Here is a 23,123-nt window from a genome sequence, read left to right on the forward strand (position 1 = left end):
CTGTAAGTGCAAACAACGACAAGTACTTGTTCACCAGTGAATCCGTTTCGATGGGCCACCCCGACAAGGTGTCCGATCAGATTTCCGACGCGGTGCTCGACTCGCTTTTGGCGGTCGATCCGCGGGCGCGCGTGGCGTGCGAAACGCTGTGCACGACCGGACTGGTCGTCATCGCCGGCGAAGTGACCGTGCACAACGACAAGGCGATCAAGGCGCTGGAACAGGTCGAAGAGACGGCTCGCAAGACGATCCGTGAAATCGGGTACACCGATGACCCGTCGATGAAGTTCGACGCCGAGAGCTGCGCGGTGATTCGCGCGCTGCACGCGCAGTCGACGGACATCGCGATGGGCGTGGACCGCGAAGGCGCGGGCGATCAGGGCATGATGTTCGGCTTCGCGTGCAGCGAGACGAAGGAGCTCATGCCCCTGCCGATCCAACTCGCGCACCGGCTGATGGACCAGCACGTCGCCGTCCGCCGCTCGGGCAAGATCAAAGGTCTGCGCCCCGACGCCAAGAGCCAGGTGACGGTCGAGTACGAAGGGCTCAAGCCCGTGCGCGTGCACACGATCGTGCTCTCGACGCAGCATCATCCGATGTGGAACGGCTCGGCGAAGCAGAAGAAGCTCCGCGACGAAGTCATCAAGCACATCATCAAGCCGATGATCCCGGCGAAGATGTGGCACGATAAAGTGATCATTCACGTGAACCCGACGGGGCAGTTTGAAATCGGCGGGCCGCACGGCGACACCGGGCTCACCGGCCGCAAGATCATCGTCGACACCTACGGCGGCCGCGGTCGTCACGGCGGCGGCGCCTTCTCCGGCAAGGACCCCTCGAAGGTCGATCGCAGCGCTGCGTACATGGCGCGCTACGTCGCCAAGAACATCGTGGCGGCGAAGCTCGCGGAGGTGTGCGAACTGCAATTGAGCTACGCCATCGGCGTCGCCGAGCCGACGAGCGTGCATGTGGACTGCTTCGGCACCAACACCGTCGCGCCCGAGCTGATCACCGAACTGGTGCGCGAGAACTTCGACCTCACGCCGCGCGGCATCATCTCGACGCTGCGCCTGCGTCGGCCCATTTATCGTCAGACCGCCTTCCACGGCCACTTCGGCAACCCCGACTTCAGTTGGGAAAAGACCGACAAGGCGGCCGCGCTGGCACGGGCGGCCAAATAAACTTCGACCCGTTCGATCTCCGACCGGGGTCGACCGCGACGACAGCAGCAGGGATGGCCACAGCGCAGTCGAACGATGGAAATCAAAAAGGGCATCCCGGTTTCTCCCGGCGTGGCGATCTGCCCCGCGGTCGTCGTCGACGTTGAAGACTATTCGATCCCCCGACGCACCGTCGTTCACAAGGACCTGCCCCGCCAGCACGCCCGGCTCGACGAAGCCGTCGGCCGCGCCATCCAGGAACTGGCCACCCTGCAGAACCAGGTCGAAGCGGACCACGGCCCGGAACTCGCCGCCATCTTCGGGTTCCACATGGGCATGCTCCGCGATCAGGCCCTCATCGATCGCATCCATGAACTCGTCGACCGCGAGCGCGTCACCGCCGAGTACGCCCTCGTGACCGTCATGCGGCGCTTCGCACAGACCTTCCTCGCACAAGCCAACGAAGTCTTCCGCGAACGTGTCGCCGACATCTACGATGTCGAAAAGCGCGTGCTGCACCAGTTGGTCGAGGACGTGCAGGCGGACCTGGCGGCGCTGGATCGTGAAGCGGTGATCGTGGCGCATGACCTGACCCCTTCGCAGACCGCCTCGCTGGACCGCAAGAACATCAAGGGCCTCGCCACCGACGCCGGCGGACGCACCAGCCATACCGCCATCGTCGCCCGTGCGCTGGGCATCCCCGCCGTCGTCGGCCTCGAAGACATCACCTCTGTCGTCACCAACACCGACACGATCATCATCGACGGCAATCGCGGGCTGGTCATCATCAACCCCGACGCCGAACAGACCGCCGAGTACACCGAATATCTCGAACGCATCCGAGTCCACACCGTTGAGCTCTCCGACCTGCGCCACCTTCCCGCGCAGACCACCGACGGCGTGCACATCAGCTTGCAGGCCAACATCGAATTCTCCGAGGAAATCCCCAACGCGCTGGAAAAAGGCGCCGAGGGCGTGGGCCTCTACCGCACCGAATATCTGTATTTGTCGACGGAAACCGAGCCGGATGAGCAGACGCAGTACGATGCGTTCGTGCGTGCGATCAAGCACATCAAGGGCAAGTCCCTGACGATCCGCACGCTCGACCTCGGCGCCGACAAGTACACGCAGCGTCAGGCCCGCACGCCCGAGTCCAACCCGTTTCTGGGTTGCCGGTCGATCCGGTTCTGCCTTCAGAACCTGACGATGTTCAAGACGCACCTCAACGCCATCATGCGGGCCAGCGCCCACGGCAAAATCCGCGTGATGTTCCCGCTGATCTCGAACATGCTCGAGCTGCGGCAGGCGCGGATGATCCTCCATGACGTGATGGAGGACCTGGAGGAACGGAACATTCCCTTTGACCGCGATGTGTCGGTGGGCATGATGGTCGAAGTGCCGTCGGCGGCGCTGATGGCCAAGACGTTCGCCGGCGAGGTGGACTTTTTCTCCATCGGGACCAACGATCTGGTGCAGTACACGCTCGCCGTCGACCGGGGCAATGAGCATGTGGCGAACCTCTACAGCCCGGCGCACCCCGCGGTGCTGGGGCTTATCAAGGACGTCATCCGGGCGGCCAAGCGCGGCAGCATCGACGTGTCGTGCTGCGGCGAAATGGCCGGTGAAGTCGAATACGCGATGCTGCTGGTGGGCATGGGACTCAGAACCCTGTCCATGACGCCGGCGGCGATCCCGGAGATCAAGCAGATCCTCCGGGCGGTTTCGGTCAAGGATTGCGAACGCGTGGCTCGTCGTGTCGCGAGCTATGATTCTGAGCGGCAGGTGCTAAACTATCTGCGCGAAGAGACACGGAAAGTCGTCCCGGCGATCTTCGATGGGCGTGCCATCGTGTAGGGCCAAAAAGCCCTCTGATTGCGGGACGAAATAGATCATCGCGACGGCCGGCGCTCCCGATTTCCGGTAGAGCGGGCCGACGCCCAACAGACTCCGCCCCGCGGTATCGATGCATTCGCATCCCGCGTGCGGCGACGGAGTCGGGAAAAGTCCGCCTCATGCCAACTCAGGAAATGCTGATCAACTATGTCCCCGGCGAGGAATGCCGTATCGCCATCGTCGAGGACGGCCGTCTTGAAGAGCTCTACACCGAACGCACCAGTGCCGACCTGCACGTGGGTAATATCTATCGCGGGCGCGTGACGAACGTCGAGCCGTCCATTCAGGCCGCCTTCGTCGACTTCGGCCTCGAACGCGCCGGATTCCTGCACATCACCGATCTGCACCCGCGCTATTTCCCCGGCCAGAAGCAGGAGGAAACCGAGCGCGTCGGCCACAAAACCCCCCGCCGCGAGCGACCGCCGATGCAGCACGCACTGCGCCGCGGGCAGGAGATCATCGTGCAGGTGCTCAAGGAAGGCATCGGCACCAAGGGCCCGACGCTCACAAGCTACCTGTCCATCCCCGGTCGCTTTCTCGTCATGATGCCCGCCATGGAGCGGCACGGCGTCTCGCGCAAGATCGAAGACATGGACAAGCGCCGCGACGTGCGCAAGATTCTCGATGAGCTGGACCCGCCCGAAAACTTCGGGTTCATCGTCCGCACCGCCGGCTTCGATCGCACAAAGACCGAACTGAAGCGCGACTTGAACTATCTGCTGCGTCTGTGGAAGGACATCGAGACGCGCAAGAAGATCGGCAAGGGGCCGACCGATCTGTACATCGAATCCGACCTGATCATCCGCACGCTCCGCGACGTGATGACCAGCGACGTGAAGCGCATCGTCGTCGACGACTACACCGCCGCCGTCCGCGCCAAGCAGTTTCTGCGGATCGCCATGCCGCGTTCCACGACCAGCGTGATCTATCACAAAGGCCCGATGCCGCTCTTTGACAGCTTTGGCATCGAACAGCAGATTCAGCAGATCAACGACCGTCAGGTCCCGCTCAAGTGCGGCGGCTCGCTCGTGTTCGACTCGACGGAGGCGCTGGTCGCCATCGACGTCAACAGCGGCAAATTCCGCGACGCGAAGGACTCGGAGGAGTCGGCCTACCGCACGAACCTCGAAGCGGTCGACGAAATCGCGCGACAACTTCGCCTGCGCGATCTGGGCGGGCTGCTCGTGTTGGACCTCATCGACATGTACGTGCATCGCCACCGCAGGGAAGTCGAGCGGCGGTTCAAGGAGGCGATGAAAAAGGACCGCGCCCGCACGAAAATGCTCAAGATCAGCGAGCTGGGCATGCTCGAGATGACCCGCCAGCGCATGCGGCCGTCCCTCAAGAAATCGATCTACAACGAATGCCCCACGTGCGGCGGCAGCGGTCAGGTCCTTTCCGCCGAGTCGGTCGTGCTTCAGGTGATGCGCCGCCTCGCCGTGGCGATCAGCGCCGACCGCGTGGGCCGGGCGGAGCTTTTGGCGCACCCGGAAGTGGTGACGGAACTGAGCAACCGCAAGCGCGATGCGCTGGTGCGGCTCGAGCAGGCGTCGGGCAAGGCGATCCGTGTCAAGATCGATCCGGCGGCGGGCCCCGATGCCGTGCGCCTCGTCTGTTATGACGCCAGCGGCAACCAGATTGATCTGGACAAGCTGCCTTCGCCGCGCATGCCCAGGTTCACCGAGGCGGACGAAATTTCCGTCGAGGATGTGAAGCGCTACGCGGCGGAAAACAGCGGCGGGGCGCCGATCGAAGACGACATCGACGACATGGATCTCGACGACGAAGGCGACGAACCGATGACGCGGCCCGCGGGCAAGTCGGAGCCGATCGAGCCGGCGGCGGCATCGAGCGGCGAGGCGGCGGGCATCGAAGGCGGCGGCAAGAAGAAGCGACGCCGGCGTCGACGTCGCCGCGGTCGCGGCGGCGATGCGTCCGAAGGCGGCGCGGCGGAAGTGACGACCGAGTCGGTCGTCGAGCATGACGATGAAGCGGACCACGCGGACGAGCCGGACGGCGCGGCGGAGATGGACGCCGGCGAGGAATCGCATGAGGAGGCCGGCGAGGGCGCGGCTGCTGGGCCGGTGGAAGTGGAATATGACGAGAACGGGGAGCCGATCAAGAAGCGTCGGCGTCGTCGGCGCGGAGGGCGTCGTCATCGCAAGCGCCGCGAGCAGGCGGCCGCCGCCGCAGCAGCGGCGAGCGGCGCGGCCCCGAAGGCGGATGCGCCTGACGTGATGAGCAATGGTTACGAAGGCGACGACGTGCCGATGCCCGAAGAGGACGAGCCGCAGCCGATGCACCACAGCGCCGACGCGGACGCGCACGATGCTTCCGACGGCAACGGACAGGACGCCGCGGGCCAACCCAAGAAAAAGCGCCGCCGCCGACGGCGTCGCGGGCGCGGCGGCAACGGCGGCGAAGCGCCGGCCGGTTCGTCCGATGGCGGTTCGTCCGACGCCCCGCAGGACACAGGTGAACCGACATCATGAGCGCCCCTCCCCACCGCAAACTCATTCTGCTCGGCTCCACCGGCAGCATCGGCGTCAATACGCTGCGCGTCGTCGAGAACCTCGACGGGCAATATGAAGTCGTCGGCATGGCGGCCGGCCGCAACGTCGATCTGCTCATCGAGCAGGCCGGAAAATTCAACGTCCAGCGCCTGGCCATCAGCGATGAAGCCGGCGCCGCCAAAGTCAAAGCGGCGATTCCGGGGGCGACGATCTTCGCCGGCCCGGACGCGGCGCAGCAGCTTGTCGCCACGACCGACGCCCACATGCTCGCCGCCGCCATCGTCGGCGCCGCCGGTCTGCCCGCCACGCTGACCGCCATCGAGCGCGGCATGGACATCGCGCTGGCCAACAAGGAAACGCTTGTCGCCGCCGGCGAACTGGTCATGCCGCTCGTCAAAAAACATGGCGTGCATCTCTTGCCGGTCGACTCGGAGCACTCGGCGATCTTTCAGTGCATGCAGACCGCCGACGCGTCGCAGAACGGCAAGGCGATCAAGCGCATCGTGCTCACGGCCTCCGGCGGGCCCTTCCGCCGCGCATCGCTGGAAACGATCCGGCACGCGACGGTTGACGAAGCACTCAAACATCCGACCTGGCGCATGGGCCCCAAGATCACGATCGACTCGGCGACGATGATGAACAAGGCGCTGGAGATCATCGAGGCGCATTGGCTCTTTAACCTCGGGTCCGACCGGATCGAGGTGATCATTCATCCCCAGTCGATCGCGCACAGCTTCGTGGAGTTCGCGGATCATTCGGTGCTGGCGCAGCTCGGCTCGCCGGACATGAAGACGCCGATTCAGTATGCGCTGACCTGGCCTCAGCGGACGGGCGGATGTTCGGAGCCGATGGATTGGACGGCGCTGAGCAAGCTGGATTTCGAGCAGCCGGATCATGTGCGATTTCCGGCGCTGAAGCTGGCGTACAAGGTCGTCGATCGCGGGGGCACGAGCGGGGCGATTCTTAATGCGGCGAACGAAGAGGCGGTCGCGGCGTTTCTGGACGGAAAAATTGAGTTCGGCCGCATCGTGGACCTGAACGCGGAGGCGTTAGAAACCGTACAATCGGAGCCGGCGACCGATTTGAAGACGATACTTTCGGCGGATCGCGCGGCCCGGGCGTTTGTCCGGCGGCGAATTGGTCGATAGTGTCAGACGGGATGGCTCAGCCGCGCGGGGCAAGCCCCGCCGCTAAATGGATGCGGCGTTTTACGTCAGCGGAGTGGACATGGAATTGACTTCAAACATCAGCGGGACCTGGGCGATGATCCTTCTCGTCCTCGGTTTCGGGTTCATCATCTTCGTCCACGAGCTGGGCCACTTCCTCGTCGCCAAATGGGTCGGCATCAAGGTCTCACAGTTCGCCATCGGGTTCGGGCATGCGCTGCTCTGTTGGCGCAAGGGCATCGGGTTCCGCGTCGGCACGACCGAACCCGACTACAACCGCCGCATCGCGCAGCATCTGGGCGCGGAGCTCGATCCGCATTCGGGCGTGCCGACGCGCAACGGACGGCTGCTGACCGCGTCGGAAATCGAATCCGCCAATCGCGAGCTGGGCCTGGGCGAAACGGAGTATCGGCTCAACTGGATGCCGCTGGGCGGGTACGTCAAGATGCTCGGACAGGATGACATGGACCCGACGGCCCTGTCGGACGATCCGCGCGCGTTCAACAACAAGCCGGTGTGGGCGCGCGTCTGCGTCGTCAGCGCGGGCGTGATCATGAACGCCATCTTCGCGGTGATTTTCTTCCAGATCGCTTTTCTGCACGGCGTGGAGTTCCCGCCGGCGATCGTCGGTTCGGTCGAGCCCGACTCCCCCGCCGCCATGACGGCGGCGCGCGAACATCCGGAACTGGTCGGGCTTCAGTCCGGCGACCGGATCGTGCTCGTCGACGGCTCGGAGCCCAGCGACTTCACCAGCGTGCGGATCGCTTCGGCGCTGGCGGCGCGCGGCAAGCCGGTCGAACTGGTCGTGGAGCGCCCGAGTCTGGACGGATCCAGTCAGCGGTTGACCTTCAACATGACGCCGGAGGCGAGCAAGGACATGGAGGGCCTGCAGCATGTGGGCATCCAGCCGCCGGATAATCTGCAGGTCGTGAGCAAGGTGAAGCCGGATTCTGATCTGGCGACGTCGCTGGCGAAGATGGGTATCCGCCCCGGCATGACGCTCACGCAGGTCGACGGCCGGCCGGTCAGCGAGCAGTGGCAGGTCGATCGATTGATCCAGCAATCCGGCGGCAAGGAAATGTCGTTTCTGTTTCACGATGATCAGGGCGACGCGACGTACACCGCCCGGCCGACGCCTTTCGAGTACAAATCGATCCCCGCGCCGGAGGACAGTCAGCAGGCGGTGCGTCACGTGCTGGGCCTCGTCCCGCCGGTGAAGATCGCGGAGTTGACGGACGACTCGGCGGTCAAGGGCGTTTTGCAGGCGGGCGACATCGTCGCATCGCTGGCGGATACGCCCTGGCCGACGTTGCCGATGGTGATGTACCTGATCACGACGAGCGAGGCGCCGACGCTGCCGATCACGGTCATTCGCGACGGCAAACGGATGGACCTGACGGTCACGCCGGCCCACAAGGTCATGTCCAAGCCGAAGCTCGGCGTCGCGCTGGAGTGGGCGATCGATGCGCCGATCGTCGCCAGCGTGCTTGAGGACTCGCCGTTCGCGTCGCTGAATCTCAAACCCGGCACGGTGCTGGATCGCATCGGCGACCATCCGATCGCCGGTTACGCCGACATTTGCCTGGCGGTGCAATCCGCCAAGCCCGGCGCCGTGGATGTCACCTGCAAGTTGCCCGTCGAAGGCGTCGCGCCGCAGACGCAACCTTTCGATTTGACGCAGGCGACGATCGATCACGCCCGCGCGATTCAATGGGACGCCAAGCTCCCGCTGTTCGTCCCGCAGCGCGTCATGCAGCGGGCGGACAATGCATGGGACGCCATCGGCATCGGCCTCGACAAGACGCATCTGTTCATGATGCAGACCTACGTGACGCTTCAGCGCCTGATCTTCGACCACACCGTCCAGATCAAGAACCTGCGCGGCCCGGTGGGCATCGCCGTCGAAGGCACCAAGATCGCCGAGCAGGGTTACGCCTACCTGTTCTTCTTCATGGGCCTCATCAGCATCAACCTCGCCGTGATCAATTTCCTGCCCCTGCCGATCGTCGACGGCGGGCTGTTCGTGCTCTTGATGATCGAAAAGGCGCGCGGCCGGCCCGTCTCGCCGCAGATTCAGTCGGCGATCACCGTCGCCGGCCTCATCCTGCTCGGCACGATCTTCCTTGTCGTGACCTTCCACGATATCGGCCGCATCTTCGGCTGACCGATTCGCATTGCATGCCGTGATGCGGTTATGCTGGGCGACATGCCCACTGACCCACAACCCGACGGCACCGGACTCATCGCGCAGGACCCCTGGCTTGAGTCGTTTCGTCAGATCCTCCGCGACCGATTCAATCACATTCAGTCCATCCGAAGCCGTTTCGATGACGCCGGCGGCCTCACCGGGCAGGTCAGTCTCGGCCACAAATACCTGGGCTTCACGCAGGGCCAGCTCGATGGCGCGCCCGGCGTGTGGTACCGCGAATGGGCCCCGGGGGCGCAGCTCCTTTCGCTCATCGGCGACTTCAATCAATGGGACCGCGCGGCCAATCCGATGAAGCGCGATGCGTTCGGCGTGTGGTCCTGCTTCATGCCCGACTCGCATTTCGCCGACCGCCTCGTGCATGAAAGCCGGGTCAAGGTCTACGTCGCCTCGCAGGGCACCGCCGGCGACAAGATTCCCGCCTACATCCAGCGCGTCACGCAGGTCCCGGGGAGCATCGAGTTCGTCGGACATTACTGGCGCCCCGAGCCGGCCTTCGCATGGCAGCACGAAACGCCCGCCCGCACCGATGATCTGCGCATTTACGAAGCGCACGTCGGCATGGCCAGCGAGGAAGGCCGGGTGGCGAGCTTCGATGAGTTCCGCACGAACATCCTGCCGCGCATCGCCGACCTGGGCTACAACTGCGTGCAGCTCATGGCCGTGCAGGAGCATCCGTATTACGGATCGTTCGGGTATCACGTGTCGAACCTCTTCGCCGTGTCGAGCCGCTTCGGCACGCCGTATCAGCTCAAGCAGCTCATCGACGCGGCGCACGGACTCGGTCTGCGCGTGATCATGGACATCGTGCATTCGCACATGGTCAAGAACACCGCCGAGGGCCTCAACCGTTTCGACGGCACGGATCACCAATACTTTCACGGCCCGCCGCGCGGCGATCATCACGCCTGGGACTCCAAGTGCTATGATTACAACAAGTACGAAGTCCTCCGCATTCTCCTGTCCAATTGCCGCTACTGGCTCGAGGAGTACCGCTTCGACGGATTCCGTTTCGACGGCGTGACGAGCATGCTGTATCTGGATCATGGACTGGGTAAGACGTTCACCTGTTACGACGATTACTTTTCGCCGAACACGGACTGGGACGCCGTCGCGTATCTGACGCTCGCCAACGATCTGATTCATGCGATCCGTCCCGATGCGATCACCATCGCCGAGGACATGTCCGGCATGCCCGGCACGGCCCGGCCGACGAGCGAAGGCGGACTCGGCTTCGATTACCGGCTCGCGATGGGCGTGCCCGATTTCTGGATCAAGCTGCTCAAGGAGAAGCGCGACGAGGAATGGAACCTCGGCGACATTTATCACACGCTCATGAACCGCCGCCGCAACGAGCGGCACGTCGGCTACGCCGAGAGCCACGATCAGGCGCTCGTCGGCGACAAGACGATCGCGTTCTGGCTCATGGACCGGCACATGTACGAAGGCATGAGCGTGTTCAATCAGAACTTCGTCGTCGACCGCGGCGTCGCGCTGCACAAGATGATCCGCCTCATCACCTTCGCCCTCGCCGGCGAAGCGTATCTGAACTTCATGGGCAACGAATTCGGCCACCCCGAATGGATCGACTTCCCCCGCGAAGGCAACAACTTCTCGTTCCACCATGCGCGCCGGCAATGGTCCCTCGTCGATACGACGCACCTGCGCTACAAAGGCCTCAACAACTTCGACCGCGCGATGCAGCATCTCGACAAGCGGTTCCATCTGCTCGCCGACCCGCTCATTGAGCAGCTCGCCCTGCATGAAGACACGCGTCAACTTATCTTCCGCCGCGGCCCCCTCGTCTTCGCCTTCAACTTTCACCCCACCGAATCATTCAGCGATCTGCGCATCCCCGTCCCCGACCGCACCGACTACCAACTTGTGCTCAGCACCGACGACGCCTACTTCGACGGACACGGGGCCGTCGATCCAACCGGTCGCTACGTCTGGCAGAATTCCCCGATGTACGGCCGCGACCAGACGCTGCAAATCTACCTCCCCGCCCGCAGCGCCCTGGTCCTCGCGCCCGTCACTGTTTAGCGACGCCGACGCTTCCCCCCACGCCGACGCTGAGCGGCGCTTCGCCGCGAAGCGTCTGGTACTACGTGTGCTTTTCCAATGCGGCAAGCAAGTCAGCGCACGTATCGAGCGCATCGGGATGCCCTCCGCCCTCCTCGCGCGTCATCCACAATACTTCCGCGATCTCCGTCTCGTTGGCGATCACTTCCCCGCCGACCCAGTCGCACAGCCATGCATACAGGTACCACGGACTGTTGGGCCAGTCGTATTCCCAGACGCATTTGATCGGCCGCACATCGATGCCGACCTCCTCGCGCGCCTCGCGAATCGCCGCCTCCTGCTGCGTCTCCCCCGCTTCGATCTCCCCGCCGGGAAACCCGATCCGCCCCGGCGCCCGCGCGAGCGTCTTCGCCCGCCGCACCATCAGCCACCGCCCATCCTGCCGCCGACAAGCGATGATCACCCCGAACCGCTCGCTCGGCGGCGTGGTCCGTGTTCCGGTTTCGACAGGCGATTCACTCATGAAGCGACATGATACACGACGCTCACTGCCCGACCTGTGCGTTGGTCGGCGTGTCGAGGGGGGTGATGCGGAGGAGGCCGTGCAGGGTGGTGGTTTTTTTGGGGTCGTCGTCGCGCCAGAGTTGGATGCTGAAGGACTGGCGCTGCTGGAGGGCGCCGGCGATCCAGCGCATGGGTTCCTCGATGCGGTCGGGGTGGGGCTCGGACGGCGGCGCGGCGGCTTCGCGGGCGGGGAGATTGTCCGGATCGAGCTGCGACTTGCGATAGTAGTCGGCGACATTCTCCAAGAGCGCCCCAAGCTGCGGCGCCCGCGTGAGCGCCGAGAGAATCAGGCGCGGATGATCATCGAAGGGGAACCTGGCATATTCCGGGTCCGCTTCGAGGCGCAGGGTTCGATCCGCCAAGGCGTCGATGCACTGCTCGAAAAACGCCTCCTGCGAGCAGAGGACATACCACTCGCCGATGCGCCCGAAGCTGATCTGCGTGAGCCCCGCGCTCGAAGGGAGGTTGACGAGCTTGGCGAACTGCGGGTCTTCGATGCGGCGCGCGATGGCCCGGCCGAAGTCGGCGACGCTGAACCGCACGCCGGATTTCTCGACCGTACGCACGCCGAAGAATCCCTGCACCACGTCCAATTCGCCCAGCGACAAAAGGAAATGCGCGTAGCGGACGAGCCGATCGAGTTCGACGGCGACGGCGGGGTCGGTGATCTTCACAGCGATGCCGAGCACGGGTACGGTGACGCCGGGGTCGGGCGTGACCATTTGATGATCGAGCGACGCCAGATACACGATCAGCGGCGGCGTAAGGCCGGGGAGGATTTTTTCGCGCACGGCATCGGGGAGCGCCGGGCCGGACTTGCTGTCGGTCAAACCGGGCGGGGCGCTGTGAAAGATGTTGATGGTGGCGGCGGCGATGGTCGAGGCGGGCAGCGGGCCGAAGTCCACGCCCCGCGTCTGCGTCAGGCCGGGAATGAACTTCTCCATGTTCGGAATGATCGCGGTGTAATGCACGGCCATGTTCGGCCCGTCGGCGGTGACGGCGAGCGCGTGATGTTCGGTGTTTTTTGCGTTGCGCGTGAACATGAGCGCGACGCGCCGGGCCGGGAGCTGCGCGAGCATCTGCTGATACGCTTCATCATCCGCGAGCGTCGGCTGGTCCTGCGCCGCCCCGCTGAGCAGGTAGTAAAGATGCTCGACATTCGACGCGGCGGTCAGCGCGAACCATCGCTTGCCCAGCGCGATGACATAGCCGCGCTGCCCTTCGGTGAACTGATACATGGCGAAGGGGCCGACCTGCGAAGGCGAGCCGAACGGGGAGAGCGCCATGGCCTCGATGAGCGCATGAATGTCGTGCTCGCCGGCGCGGGACATGACGACGATTTCGCGCTTGTTGTCGATCTTCTGCTCGATGACCGCGGCGGTCTGGCCGAAGTAGCGGCTGAACATGGCGCGGGAGTCGATGCCGAGGTTTTTGGAGGCGGCGCCCCAGGCCTGCGGAAGCTGCATCGCCTCGACGACGCGCCAGACATATTGGGCCATCGGGTCCGCGGCGTCGGCGTCGGAGAGCGAAGCGATGTTGTCGACGCGTGCGTAGAGCCGGGCCGACGCGGGGCAGAGCATCGCCGGGTCGTCGGCGGGTTCGACGATGCGGGCGGTGATTTGTGGTTGTGCCCATGCGGGCAGAGACGGGTCGAAGGCGACGGGTTTGGCCTTGGGCGCATTGTCACAGCCGGCGAGGCAGCCGAGCCAGATGAGCAGGATCGCGATGCGCGATGAACAGGACATGCGGTTCAGCGGGCGTGCGTTCGAGCGAAGGCGGCGACGGCTTCGATCGCCTCGCGCATCGCCGCCGCATCGACCGCGTGCACGTCGACCGGCTCGCCGGGAGCGCGGACCATGGTGAGCGTGAGCCGCCCGCCCAGATGCTGGCGGAACTCCTCCATGCCGGCGAAGAGACGGTCGGTCTCGTGCAGCATCGGATGATCGATCGGCAGGCGCAGGTCGAGCAGGCAATTGAGCACGCGCTCGACCGTCGCCGCATCGAGGCCCAGCGCCAGTGACGAGTACATGCAGTCGATGGCCACGCCGATGCCGACGGCTTCGCCATGCCGCACGGCGAAGTTGGACATGACTTCGAGCTTGTGTGCGGACCAGTGACCGAAATCGAGGGGCCGCGCTTCGAGGGCTTCGAAGGGGTCGCCGCCGCGCGTGATGTGCTGAAGATGCCAGAGGGCGGAGCGGCGGATCATGTCCGACGAGGCGGCGGGGTCGCGATCGGCGATGCGCGGGGCGACGCGGCAAAGCTCATCGAACATCGCCGCATCCTTGAGCATCGAAACTTTCACCGCTTCGCTGAACCCGCAGCGGTAGTCACGGTCACTGAGCGTGGTGAGCAGAGCGGCGTCATTGACGACGGCCCAGGGGACGGCGAAGGTGCCGACCCAGTTCTTTTTGTCGAAGAGGTTGATGCTGTTTTTGACGCCGATGGCCGAGTCGGCTTGTGCAAGGGTCGTGGTGGGCAAGCGGACGAGACGAATACCGCGATGGGCGATGGCCGCGGCGAACCCGACGGCGTCGAGCACCGCCCCGCCGCCGATGACGACGACGTAACTGCGGCGGTCCAGGTCGGCGGCGTTCATGCACTTGAGCATGCGCTCGATGATGTGGATGTCGTTCTTGATCGCTTCGCCGCCGGGCACGACCTGCACGTTGCCGACCTGCACGAGGCGATCGCGCTGCGACTCGGTGAGCTGATGCAGCCGGTGACGCAGGTCCGGCTGGGCTTCGAGCAGTTGTTGGTCCACCCAGAACTGCGCTCGGGCCGGTCCGGCGCCGGAAGGTTCGAGCAGGTCGATGAGGGTCCGGTGATCGGGGCCGAGGACGTCCTGCGTGAAGCGCACACGATGGGTGAACGGCACGGAGAAGTCCACATCGATGTGCGTGGCGTTGTGATTCATGCGGATCGGCCGGTCAGGCGGGGGTCAAAAGCGTGCGGCTCCTGAATCTTCCAACACGTATTATGCCGCGATTATTGCAGAGGGTCCACCGGCGGGGGAAATTTCGGAGTGCGAAGCCGCGAGCGGCTTGCGAGGCGCAAAAATAATCGGATGCGGGCTGCGTGCTGCCGGATCGGCAACGTGGGATCAGTTTCGAAGCGCCGCCCTGCCGGGTCAGCTTTGGGCCCAAGTGGGTGGGCGCCGTTCAAACTTTGTTGTCTTCGCTCCGGGCGTAGCCCGCACCCGAGTTGACTATTGCATCATAGTCGTCGAGCGCGGATGCGCCAACTGAAATGTGTGAGGGGAATCCGGGCCTTCTCGAAGTTCAGCCCTCGATTTGAGGAATGCACTTCACCCCATCAACACCGTGTCAATAAAAAAAGTGGCGGCGGATCGCAGAATAGCGAGAGCCGCCGCCGGTCGGGGTCTTGTTGTTCACCCATGTTACGTGTCCATACGGCTGAGGGTTCATTCGGGTTAACCCGCAAATTTTTCAATTCGCCGGGGGAACCGTTTGAAACGAAACCGATGGTGCATGTCATGAGTTTTTTCAGCGATCCATCGCTTGAGGTTCTGCGATTTCAATTGGATGACGCCGCGCATGGCCTCCTCACAACCGTTCGCAAGCTTTGTGATGTCGCCACGGGCGCTTGCGTTACAATCCGTTCGATCTTTTTGTGAAAGGAGTCGCGGTTCATGGAGCATGCGGGGATCATCGGCGCGGTATGCGTCGGCGTGATGGTGCTGTTTTGGATTCTGCTGCGCTGGCGACACGGGAGCGGGCGCTTGCCCTACCGTCGTCGCGAGGCATTGCTCACCGCGGCCGAGCTTGACTTTCTTGCGGCGCTTCATGAAGCGATGGCGCACGTCGGCCGCGGGTACATCATCGCCATGCAGACCACCGCCGCCGCCGTCGTCCAAGTCACCGCCTCGCCGAAAGAGCGGCAGGCCTGGCAGAATCGCGTCAACAGCAAGCGGCTCGACTTCGTGCTCTGCGACGCCGACACCACCCGCCCGCGCCTCGTCATCGAACTCGACGACCGTTCGCATAAGCGACCCGAACGGCGGCAGCGCGACGCCCTGATCGATCAGATCATGCAATCGGCCGGGCTGCCCATTCTGCATGTCCCCAATCGCCGCAGCTACGACGCCCGCGATCTGGCCGCGCAGATCCGGCAAAAGCTCGCGTAAGGCGTCGCCCCAGTACCGCATTGGCACACGTCGCACGCCGCATCGGGCCAACATGGCGCTGCATTCGACATAATCATTAGAAACCCACCTTCCTGCGTTTTTGCGTAACTGCCTGTCTGTGCATCAACAACAAGTAATCTCCACAATTCGCCCCCGTTTGGCCCGTTGATTGCATCAGCCCTATCGAGACATCTTCATCGACGAGGGCTCTGACATCCCGCTTGTGTGTTGCTCGTTCTGCGGCCGTCGTTCGGTACGCGGCGGATGACAGGTCTTCGTGAAAGGATCGCGGTGCGCCGATCAGCGCGACCGCATGGAAGGATTGGATATGAGCCAGTGGTCATTTTCTCATCGGGCGACCCGTGCGGTCGCAGGGTTTGCTCTCGCTCTGGCCCTCGCCGTGATCGCCACGCCGGCGCACGCCGCCTACGACGGGTTCGAAACCTACACCTCCGGCGCGTCGCTCAATGGCCAAAACGGCGGCGTCGGCTGGACCAGTGCCTGGACCACTTCCGCCACGACCACTCAGTCCGTCATGCTCGATGACCCCAACGGCCGCGTCGACGGCGGCGCTCAGGCCGCGCGCGTCACCGGGGCGACCGCCGACATCGTCGCCATGCGGCGCGACTTCACCGCCATGACCGGAACCGTCTACCTCAGCGTCCTCATCACCGTTCATGGCTTCGACAACGGCGACTTCCTGGCCCTGACCCTCAGCGACGGCGCCGTCAGCAACGATCCCCAGACGCTCTCCATCGGCTATCGCAACAACCCCAACAACCCCCTCTTCGCCCGCGTCGGCGACTCCGGCAGCGGCAACACCATCAACAGCTTGACCCTCGGCTCCAATGATGTCACCTTCTTCCTCATCGGCAAGTTCTCCCTCGACGGGTCGAACCAGTACGGCCACACCGACCTGTTTATCAACCCGACCAACCCCTACCTCGAAGGCACACCCGATGCCTCCGCGACTTCGACCCAGCCGAGCATCACGAAGATGACACGCTTCAGTCTCCGCGCCTTCAACCTCGAAGCCGGCGACACCATCACCGTCGACGAAATCCGCATCACCGACAACTACGCCGAGGCCTTCGGCGTCCCCACGCCCGCCGCGCTCCCCGCCGGCCTGGCCCTCCTCGCCATGCTCCCCCGCCGCCGCCGGTAATTCACGACGCCATCCTTCCGCAACACAAAAGGGGCGAACCACAGGGTTCGCCCCTTTTTCTATTTCGCCGCTCAAAGACCTTCGAGCGTCCATCCCTCGCGGTACGTGCGCTTCAGCAGCTTGTTGGCGTCGTCATTGTTCGTGAAGCGCATCGACTGGCTGTCCCACTCGAGCCGTGTGTCGGGCATGCGGATGGCGACCGTGCCGAGGATGACCGTTTCGCTCATCGGACCGGCGATCGAGAAGGGACTTTCGGGCGCGGGAATCTTGCCCAGCGCCGCGTCGATGAAGTTGTGCCAGTGATGCTGCGGCTGAAGCTTGGGGCGCGGAAACGTCTTGTACTTCTCCGCCGGCAGAAGCTGCGGCCCCGATTGATGCGGCATGAGCAACTGCCCGTTCTCCGCCAGCATCATGAAAGACTCGGGCGGATAGTGTTCGCTCGGGTTAAGCTTCTGCACTTCCTCGGGCGGATAGAACTCGCCGTCGAACCATTCGACGGTCAGGTCCTCGCCGCCGGTGAACTCATTGCCGGGGAAGATCCATGTGATGTGATTGCTCTGCGGCCAATTGTCCGCGCGCCGGGCCGGGTCTTTCTTCCATGACTCCTGCACCTGCGCGATGACCGACTTGGGCGCCGTCATGTTCAGCCCCTTCCACGGCGCATTGAAGATGTGGCAACCGATGTCGCCGGACCAGCCGGTCCCGAAGTCCTGCCACGCGCGCCAGCGCATCGGGTGATAGATCGTCGGGGAAAACGCGCGCATCGGCGCGGTGCCGATCCAATGCTCCCAGTTGAGATTGGCCGGCGGCGCCTCGCCCTTCGCCGGCCGCGGACCGGCGAGGCGATAGCTGATCGCGCTGGGACGATTGGAGCAGAGGATCAGACGATTGGCTTTGCCGAGGACTTTGTCGCGCATGAACTGCACCGCCATGCGATCGCCCATGCCCGATGCATGCTGCGTCCCGAGCTGCGTGACGACGCCGGCCTTCGCCGCCGCGAGCGTCAGCGCGCGAATCTCCGACACGTCATGGCACATGGGCTTTTGACACCAGGTGTGCTTACCCGCGCGGATCGATGTCATGGCGATGATCGCATGCATGTGATCGGGGACGGTCACGTTGACCGAGTCGATCGTGTCCCCCATCGCCGGAAAAAGCTCGCGCCAATCCGCGAAGGTCTTCGCATCGGGATACTCGCGCGCAACGGCGCTGAGCGTATTGGTATCGACATCGCAGATCGCCGCCATGCTCACCGACGGATGCGACGCGATCGACGTGCGATCCGCCTTGCCCATGCCCGAGAGCCCGATCGACGCATGACGGATCTTGGAATTCGGCGACAGAGCCCGAACAAGCCGGGGCGTGAGCAACGGCGCGCTGAGCCCCATGACGGCCACAGACTGAATAAACGTCCGCCGACGAATGCGTGTAGACATGAATGGTCTCCATCAAAAGTGCACTTGGCGGATGTCTCGCATCCTAGGCACGCGACGCAAGTCAGTACAATAAATATGAAATTCATTCCTCGACTTTTTTTGACATACCCTAACAAAATCCATAAAATGCCCGATGCCTTCCGAGGTTCCCCTTCATCTCGCCACGCTCGAGGTTCCCCCGTCGCACCTCAACGCCGCCGGCCGCGTCGATCGCTCCGCCTGTCTGAGCATCGACGTCCGCCGTCTCTGGCGGCGTGTCCCCGAGGACGAATGGCGCCGCGCCAGAAGCGCCGCCCGCCCCGGCTCCCGCCGCCCCGATGCCGCCACCTACCGCGAAGCCCGAGCGCATCTGACCCTGACCCGCGACACGCTCGACGCCCTCCTCGCCCGCGCCCGACCCTTCGAGCTCCTCGGCGACTTCCGCACCGAAAAAGCCAACGCCATGAAAAACGCGTGCGGAGTTGGGAGTGCGGAGTGTGGAGTGAACAAAAAGTGCCCCTCCCCCACTCCCAACTCCACACTCCCAACTCCGCACTCCACGCTTCCCACTCCACACTCCAAACCCCGCCGCCTCCCGCGCACGTTCAACCCCAACCTCGGCGCCGCCGCGACGAAAGTCCTCCCGCTCCCCGCCGGTTGGACCCAGCGCCTGCGCCTCGAACGCTGGCGACTGCACGACAAACTCGCCTCCCACTTTTTCTTCTGCCCCCAATGCGACGCCCGCCGCGTCAAACTCTTTCTTCCGCTTTGCACCCCCGACGAATCCCGCGACACCCAACTCGCCTTCAAACACCTGACCCGAACTCACCGCAGCAACAAACCCCTGACCGAACACCAGACCCGCCTCATCGAGCGCTACCACCTGTTCTTCCCCCCGCGCTCCCTCCTCTGCGCCGCCTGCCTCAACCTCCGCTACGGCTACATCCACCCCCGCCCCCGGAACCCCCGGAAGAATGACCCCGAAACATTCACGACGCCTTCCCCCACCGCCGACCCCATCACCGCCCTGCTGTCCCTCACCCCCGAAGCCCGCCGCGCCGCGCTGCAAGATCACCTCGCCACCTTAAGCCGCCGCCGCCGCTGCCACCGCCACATCAAGCGCCTCCGCCAAAGCCACGCCCTCCTCGCCCAACTCGCCCAACTCGAAGCCACGAAGCACGATGACCTGGCCTTCCTCGCCCTCGCCGGCAAACTGCTGCGTTAAGCGCCCCCAACCTCGAACCCGACCCCTTCGGGGTCGGGTCTTCACGGTCGCGGCTTTGGTCAGGCACCTCAAAGTCGACTAATCTGTTAAACTCTGTGCGGATGGAAAATCTGTTTTCCGAGGTGTCTTTATGGCTGATCTGTGCGTTGTTGTCCGATGCGGGCAGTCCGTGTCCAAGGCGGGTCACACATTCTGCTACAAGCATTGGAAGGCCGAGCGCGACGGCGGCGTCATGCAATGCCCCAAGTGTCGCGGCTGGTACGAATCATTCGATGGCGACTCGGCATGTCCGACCTGCGATGCGTCCTCCGGCAAGCCGGCCGCAGCAGGCACGTCGCGCGACATGCTTTCGTCCACCAAGCTGGGCGAGCGCGTCGGGCTCAGCGCGGCGCGGATGAATCTGATTCTGGCGGAATTGGGCTGGCTCGAAAAATACGTCAAGGGCTGGACGCCGACGGAGCAGGGCACGCGCATGGGCGCCGAGGTGCGCGAAGCGCGACAGACGGGGATTCCGTACACGGTCTGGCCCGCGTCGATACTCGACAAACAAGCGATGAAGCGGTCGGTTGCGGAGGCGCTGGGTCACGACGCGCCGAGCGAGGCGGCCCGACCCGAGGCGGCGCCCGTGACGACCGCGCCCGCCGCGACGCCGAGCGAAACCGCCGGCGCATCGCAGGACTTCCGCACCAAGTTCCCCGCCACGTTCCGCACCAGCGACGGTCACATGGTGCGGAGCCGGGCCGAGGTGATGATCGACAACTGGCTCTACGCGCAGGGCATCGTGCATGCGTACGAGCGCCGCCTGCCGATCGAAGAAGACGTCTACTGCGATTTTTATCTGCCGAACAAGCATGTGTACATCGAATATTGGGGGATGGAAAAAGACCCGCGCTATGCGGAGCGCATGGCGGCGAAGAAGCAGATTTACGCCAAACACAGCATGAGTCTCATTGAACTGGGCGATCAGGACATCACGCAGCTTGACGACTGTCTGCCGCGTCTGCTGCTTAAATTCGGGATCGATTGCGTTTGAGAGAGTGTGTGAGAGAACCCGCTTTCACGAGCCGCGACCGTCAGGAGGCGGTCAAAGCGCCGCCCGGGGTCCATGATTCGACCGCTCCCTGACGGTCGCGGCTCGTTAGAACCCTTTTCTCACACGCTTTCCGAGTCGACCGGCGGGGTATTCACAAAGCATCACCACGCGATGGCGCACGTTTACGGTCAGAGCGAAGCATGGACACGAGCGCAGCGGGTGCTGCGGGCCGTCGGCTTCAACGCGCGCTCGCCGGAGGAGATTCGCAAGCTGGTGGCGAGCGGACCGCAGTGGATCGAGGCGATCGTCGGTCGGGCAGCGCGGCGTTTGGCGGATGAAGAGCAACAACTGATTGCGACCCGTGATGAGCAGGCGAGAACGGCGCGGACGCGGCTCGGCACGATGGAGCAGGCGGCTCGAATTGAGATTGCGGAGCTGGATGCGCGCCTCGAGGCCATCCGCGCGGATTCGGAGTGGTGGATCGTACCGTGGCATGTCTGGCGCTTTGTCGCGGCGAAGCTGCGGCGGCGGCGCTTGATCCGGGAGGTGCGCGCGAGTCTGGGCGAGGCGGTGCGGGAGCTGGCGATGAACGAGTCGGCGCTTGTGGAGCATCGCGCGTCGCAAGGCGGCGTCATGGCCGCGGCTCTGGGGAAAGCGAAGATGCAGTTGCAGACGGCCGAGTCGATCCAGCGCGACGGGCAGCTCGCGGGGGCGCTGGCGGAACTGGAAGTGGTCGATGCGCTGTCGCGGCTCGGCGACGGGTGGCACGTGTTTCATGATGTGAAGCTGACGGCGACGCATTACCTGCGGGACCGACATGGCAAAGGGCTTCACTCCGCGCAGCTTGATCACCTGGTCGTCGGGCCGGGCGGAGTGTTCGTCATTGAAACGAAATTCTGGAGCGTCGCGTCGGCGAACAATTCGACGCTGCACAATCCGTTCGAGCAGATTGACCGCGCGCAACGATTGTGCTGGGTGCTGCTCAAAGAGGCGGGATGCAAGACGCAGGTGCGGACGGTGATCGCCAATGCGGGACATCTTCCGGCGCGGCCACGGTGGGCGAAGACGGTGGTGATCGTGCCGAATCTATTGGCGGGGATGCTGCGGAATTTCGACCGGCGTCTGAGCGGCGAAGAGGTGGAAGGGATCGCGGGGCGGGTGCATGGATGGTGGAGCGGGCGGTAGCGGAACGGGCGCGGCGGGTCCGGCCAAACAAGGCGAGACGAACGGGCGGATCATGATGCGGCGATGGCGGCGTCGCAGGTGTTGCACTGGAGGACGCGCTTTTTCATGACGAGGAGCCAGCCGAGGAGGCCGCCGATGAAGGAGGCGAGGGCCATGAAGAGGGCGAGGCCGCCGGCGGCGGCCGATCCAAACCCCGGGCCCGGAGGGCCCGGCTATATAGCCGGGTCCTTTGGGCCCGGTTCGTCTTTTGGGCCGGTCATTGGATCGGGGTGATCCATGCGTACGGGTCCGCAGGGAGGGCGGCGCGCGTGTTGTGCCGGCGGACGTATTCGATGGCGTTTTGGAGATGATCGATGTCGAAAATGAACACGGGGAACTGGCCCTCGGTCCAGAGCGTCGCGGGGATGTCGTCGCGGCGCATGTTCCGGCGCGCGTCGAGGACGGCGCGGTATTTGAGCTTTGCGATCACTTTCAAGACGTCGAGGCGCAGGGGGCTGAACACGATGTGCACGTGCGTCGCCTGAATCGTGGCGGCATAGGCGCGATGATTGATTTCGCGGATGACCTTTGCGAACGCGTTTTCCACCCGTTGTCTTTCCGACTCATCGAGCACGACGGCGTCGTCGCGCATGCGATGGTGAATGGCGGATTCGAGGAAGGGGTCGGTGCCGATCAGTTTTCCGTGGCGCCAGGATCCTCGGACGTCGCCGTGAAGCCAGGTGCCGAAGGTCGTGGCGATCCAGTGAATGCCCAGCGTGCGCGCCATGAAGGGGACCCCGTATGCGGTTAGATGATATACGATTGGGACCGGCGGGGAGACGGGGTCGGGGGGGACCGGGTTAAGGGGGAGACCGGGCCCGGAGGACCGGGCGATATGGCGCATGAAAAAACCCACGCTTGGAAAGCGTGGGCTTCGGGGGTGTTCAGGGGTGTCTGGGGTTGACAGTTGAACAGTTGAGACGCCATTGATCATGGATTGCTCCATGACGATCCGATCGGTGTCGGACGAGGGTTGTGCTGACTATGTGCGGATGGGGTTCGCACCCCGGTCGGAGGGTAGTCGATCTTTTGAGGGATCGGTTCCGACACAGTCCGCATCTAAGGTATCCCTTAGAAAGGAGGTGATCCAGCCGCAGGTTCCCCTACGGCTACCTTGTTACGACTTAGTCCCAGTCACCGAGCTTACCGTAGACATGCCTGAGGCGGCACGGCTTCGGGTACTCCCGGCTTCCATGACTTGACGGGCGGTGTGTACAAGGCTCAGGAACGTATTCACCGCGTCGTAGCTGATACGCGATTACTAGCGATTCCAACTTCATGTTCTCGAGTTGCAGAGAACAATCCGAACTGAGATGATTTTTTAGGATTGGCTCCGGGTCACCCCATTGCATCCCTTTGTAATCACCATTGTAGCACATGTGTAGCCCAG

16 protein-coding genes and 1 rRNA gene are annotated in these 23,123 nt (G+C 64.0%); 11 read left to right on the top strand and 6 right to left on the bottom strand.

Annotated elements, in window-relative coordinates:
- Positions 1–50: 50 nt before the first annotated feature.
- The 6 genes from GC162_08530 (at position 51) to GC162_08555 (ending at position 10,981) form a co-directional block, all read left to right on the top strand.
- The gene (locus tag GC162_08530; GenBank protein MBI1368682.1) at positions 51–1,181 is read left to right on the top strand and encodes a methionine adenosyltransferase; all 1,131 of its coding nucleotides are present in this window, start codon (positions 51–53) and stop codon (positions 1,179–1,181) included.
- A 75-nt stretch (positions 1,182–1,256) separates the two neighbouring features.
- On the top strand, positions 1,257–3,014 hold the full coding sequence (gene ptsP / locus GC162_08535; protein MBI1368683.1) for a phosphoenolpyruvate--protein phosphotransferase: 1,758 nt from the start codon (positions 1,257–1,259) through the stop codon (positions 3,012–3,014).
- 158 nt (positions 3,015–3,172) lie between these two features.
- Positions 3,173–5,545: an Rne/Rng family ribonuclease gene (locus GC162_08540; protein ID MBI1368684.1), complete on the top strand. Its 2,373-nt coding sequence runs from the start codon at positions 3,173–3,175 to the stop codon at positions 5,543–5,545.
- Positions 5,542–6,714 (top strand): 1-deoxy-D-xylulose-5-phosphate reductoisomerase, encoded by a 1,173-nt coding sequence (locus tag GC162_08545; GenBank protein ID MBI1368685.1) that lies wholly within the window; start codon positions 5,542–5,544, stop codon positions 6,712–6,714. The genes GC162_08540 and GC162_08545 overlap by 4 nt, the downstream gene beginning before the upstream one ends.
- Positions 6,715–6,760: 46 nt before the next feature.
- Positions 6,761–8,896 (top strand): hypothetical protein, encoded by a 2,136-nt coding sequence (locus tag GC162_08550; protein MBI1368686.1) that lies wholly within the window; start codon positions 6,761–6,763, stop codon positions 8,894–8,896.
- A gap of 42 nt (positions 8,897–8,938) precedes the next feature.
- Complete coding sequence (locus GC162_08555; GenBank protein ID MBI1368687.1) at positions 8,939–10,981, top strand: 1,4-alpha-glucan-branching enzyme; 2,043 nt, start codon at positions 8,939–8,941, stop codon at positions 10,979–10,981.
- Between the two features lie 61 nt (positions 10,982–11,042).
- Here the strand turns inward: GC162_08555 and GC162_08560 are convergent, their stop codons facing one another.
- The 3 genes from GC162_08560 to GC162_08570 all read right to left on the bottom strand — a co-directional run bounded on the left by GC162_08560 (position 11,043) and on the right by GC162_08570 (position 15,185).
- Positions 11,043–11,762, bottom strand: coding sequence for an NUDIX domain-containing protein (locus GC162_08560; protein MBI1368688.1), 720 nt, complete (start codon positions 11,760–11,762; stop codon positions 11,043–11,045).
- Between the two features lie 1,512 nt (positions 11,763–13,274).
- Positions 13,275–14,441: a 3-dehydroquinate synthase gene (locus tag GC162_08565; GenBank protein ID MBI1368689.1), complete on the bottom strand. Its 1,167-nt coding sequence runs from the start codon at positions 14,439–14,441 to the stop codon at positions 13,275–13,277.
- Positions 14,442–14,957: 516 nt separating this feature from the next.
- A complete protein-coding gene (locus tag GC162_08570) occupies positions 14,958–15,185 on the bottom strand; it encodes a hypothetical protein (protein ID MBI1368690.1) in 228 nt (75 codons plus the stop codon).
- Between GC162_08570 and GC162_08575 the strand changes: the two genes are divergently transcribed.
- Positions 15,177–15,671 (top strand): DUF2726 domain-containing protein, encoded by a 495-nt coding sequence (locus GC162_08575; protein MBI1368691.1) that lies wholly within the window; start codon positions 15,177–15,179, stop codon positions 15,669–15,671. The two genes, GC162_08570 and GC162_08575, sit on opposite strands and share 9 nt — an antisense overlap.
- Before the next feature lie 328 nt (positions 15,672–15,999).
- Positions 16,000–16,836, top strand: coding sequence for a hypothetical protein (locus GC162_08580; protein ID MBI1368692.1), 837 nt, complete (start codon positions 16,000–16,002; stop codon positions 16,834–16,836).
- A gap of 71 nt (positions 16,837–16,907) precedes the next feature.
- Here GC162_08580 and GC162_08585 read toward each other — a convergent pair whose 3' ends face one another.
- Positions 16,908–18,242 carry a gfo/Idh/MocA family oxidoreductase gene (locus GC162_08585; GenBank protein ID MBI1368693.1) on the bottom strand — a complete coding sequence of 445 codons (1,335 nt, stop codon included), beginning with the start codon at positions 18,240–18,242 and terminating at the stop codon, positions 16,908–16,910.
- A 163-nt stretch (positions 18,243–18,405) separates the two neighbouring features.
- Between GC162_08585 and GC162_08590 the strand changes: the two genes are divergently transcribed.
- The 3 genes from GC162_08590 (at position 18,406) to GC162_08600 (ending at position 21,694) form a co-directional block, all read left to right on the top strand.
- Positions 18,406–19,476: a hypothetical protein gene (locus GC162_08590; protein ID MBI1368694.1), complete on the top strand. Its 1,071-nt coding sequence runs from the start codon at positions 18,406–18,408 to the stop codon at positions 19,474–19,476.
- 130 nt (positions 19,477–19,606) lie between these two features.
- On the top strand, positions 19,607–20,509 hold the full coding sequence (locus GC162_08595) for a glycerol kinase (GenBank protein MBI1368695.1): 903 nt from the start codon (positions 19,607–19,609) through the stop codon (positions 20,507–20,509).
- A 72-nt stretch (positions 20,510–20,581) separates the two neighbouring features.
- On the top strand, positions 20,582–21,694 hold the full coding sequence (locus tag GC162_08600) for a hypothetical protein (GenBank protein MBI1368696.1): 1,113 nt from the start codon (positions 20,582–20,584) through the stop codon (positions 21,692–21,694).
- Between the two features lie 256 nt (positions 21,695–21,950).
- Here the strand turns inward: GC162_08600 and GC162_08605 are convergent, their stop codons facing one another.
- Positions 21,951–22,679, bottom strand: a complete 729-nt coding sequence (locus GC162_08605) for a hypothetical protein (protein ID MBI1368697.1) — start codon at positions 22,677–22,679, stop codon at positions 21,951–21,953.
- A gap of 123 nt (positions 22,680–22,802) precedes the next feature.
- A 16S ribosomal RNA gene (locus GC162_08610) occupies positions 22,803–23,123 on the bottom strand; the annotation flags it as partial.

Source organism: Planctomycetota bacterium, assembly GCA_016125255.1.
GTDB lineage: Bacteria > Planctomycetota > Phycisphaerae > Phycisphaerales > Zrk34 > RI-421.

Coding starts and splice junctions, on each gene's coding strand:
- GC162_08530 (MBI1368682.1), top strand. CDS start 51: ATGGGCCACCCCGACAAGGTGTCCGATCAGATTTCCGACGCGGTGCTC.
- ptsP (MBI1368683.1), top strand. CDS start 1,257: ATGGAAATCAAAAAGGGCATCCCGGTTTCTCCCGGCGTGGCGATCTGC.
- GC162_08540 (MBI1368684.1), top strand. CDS start 3,173: ATGCCAACTCAGGAAATGCTGATCAACTATGTCCCCGGCGAGGAATGC.
- GC162_08545 (MBI1368685.1), top strand. CDS start 5,542: ATGAGCGCCCCTCCCCACCGCAAACTCATTCTGCTCGGCTCCACCGGC.
- GC162_08550 (MBI1368686.1), top strand. CDS start 6,761: ATGGATGCGGCGTTTTACGTCAGCGGAGTGGACATGGAATTGACTTCA.
- GC162_08555 (MBI1368687.1), top strand. CDS start 8,939: ATGCCCACTGACCCACAACCCGACGGCACCGGACTCATCGCGCAGGAC.
- GC162_08560 (MBI1368688.1), bottom strand. CDS start 11,762: ATGTCGCCGACTACTATCGCAAGTCGCAGCTCGATCCGGACAATCTCC.
- GC162_08565 (MBI1368689.1), bottom strand. CDS start 14,441: ATGAATCACAACGCCACGCACATCGATGTGGACTTCTCCGTGCCGTTC.
- GC162_08575 (MBI1368691.1), top strand. CDS start 15,177: ATGGAGCATGCGGGGATCATCGGCGCGGTATGCGTCGGCGTGATGGTG.
- GC162_08570 (MBI1368690.1), bottom strand. CDS start 15,185: ATGCTCCATGAACCGCGACTCCTTTCACAAAAAGATCGAACGGATTGT.
- GC162_08580 (MBI1368692.1), top strand. CDS start 16,000: ATGAGCCAGTGGTCATTTTCTCATCGGGCGACCCGTGCGGTCGCAGGG.
- GC162_08590 (MBI1368694.1), top strand. CDS start 18,406: ATGCCTTCCGAGGTTCCCCTTCATCTCGCCACGCTCGAGGTTCCCCCG.
- GC162_08595 (MBI1368695.1), top strand. CDS start 19,607: ATGGCTGATCTGTGCGTTGTTGTCCGATGCGGGCAGTCCGTGTCCAAG.
- GC162_08600 (MBI1368696.1), top strand. CDS start 20,582: ATGATTCGACCGCTCCCTGACGGTCGCGGCTCGTTAGAACCCTTTTCT.
- GC162_08605 (MBI1368697.1), bottom strand. CDS start 22,679: ATGGAGCAATCCATGATCAATGGCGTCTCAACTGTTCAACTGTCAACC.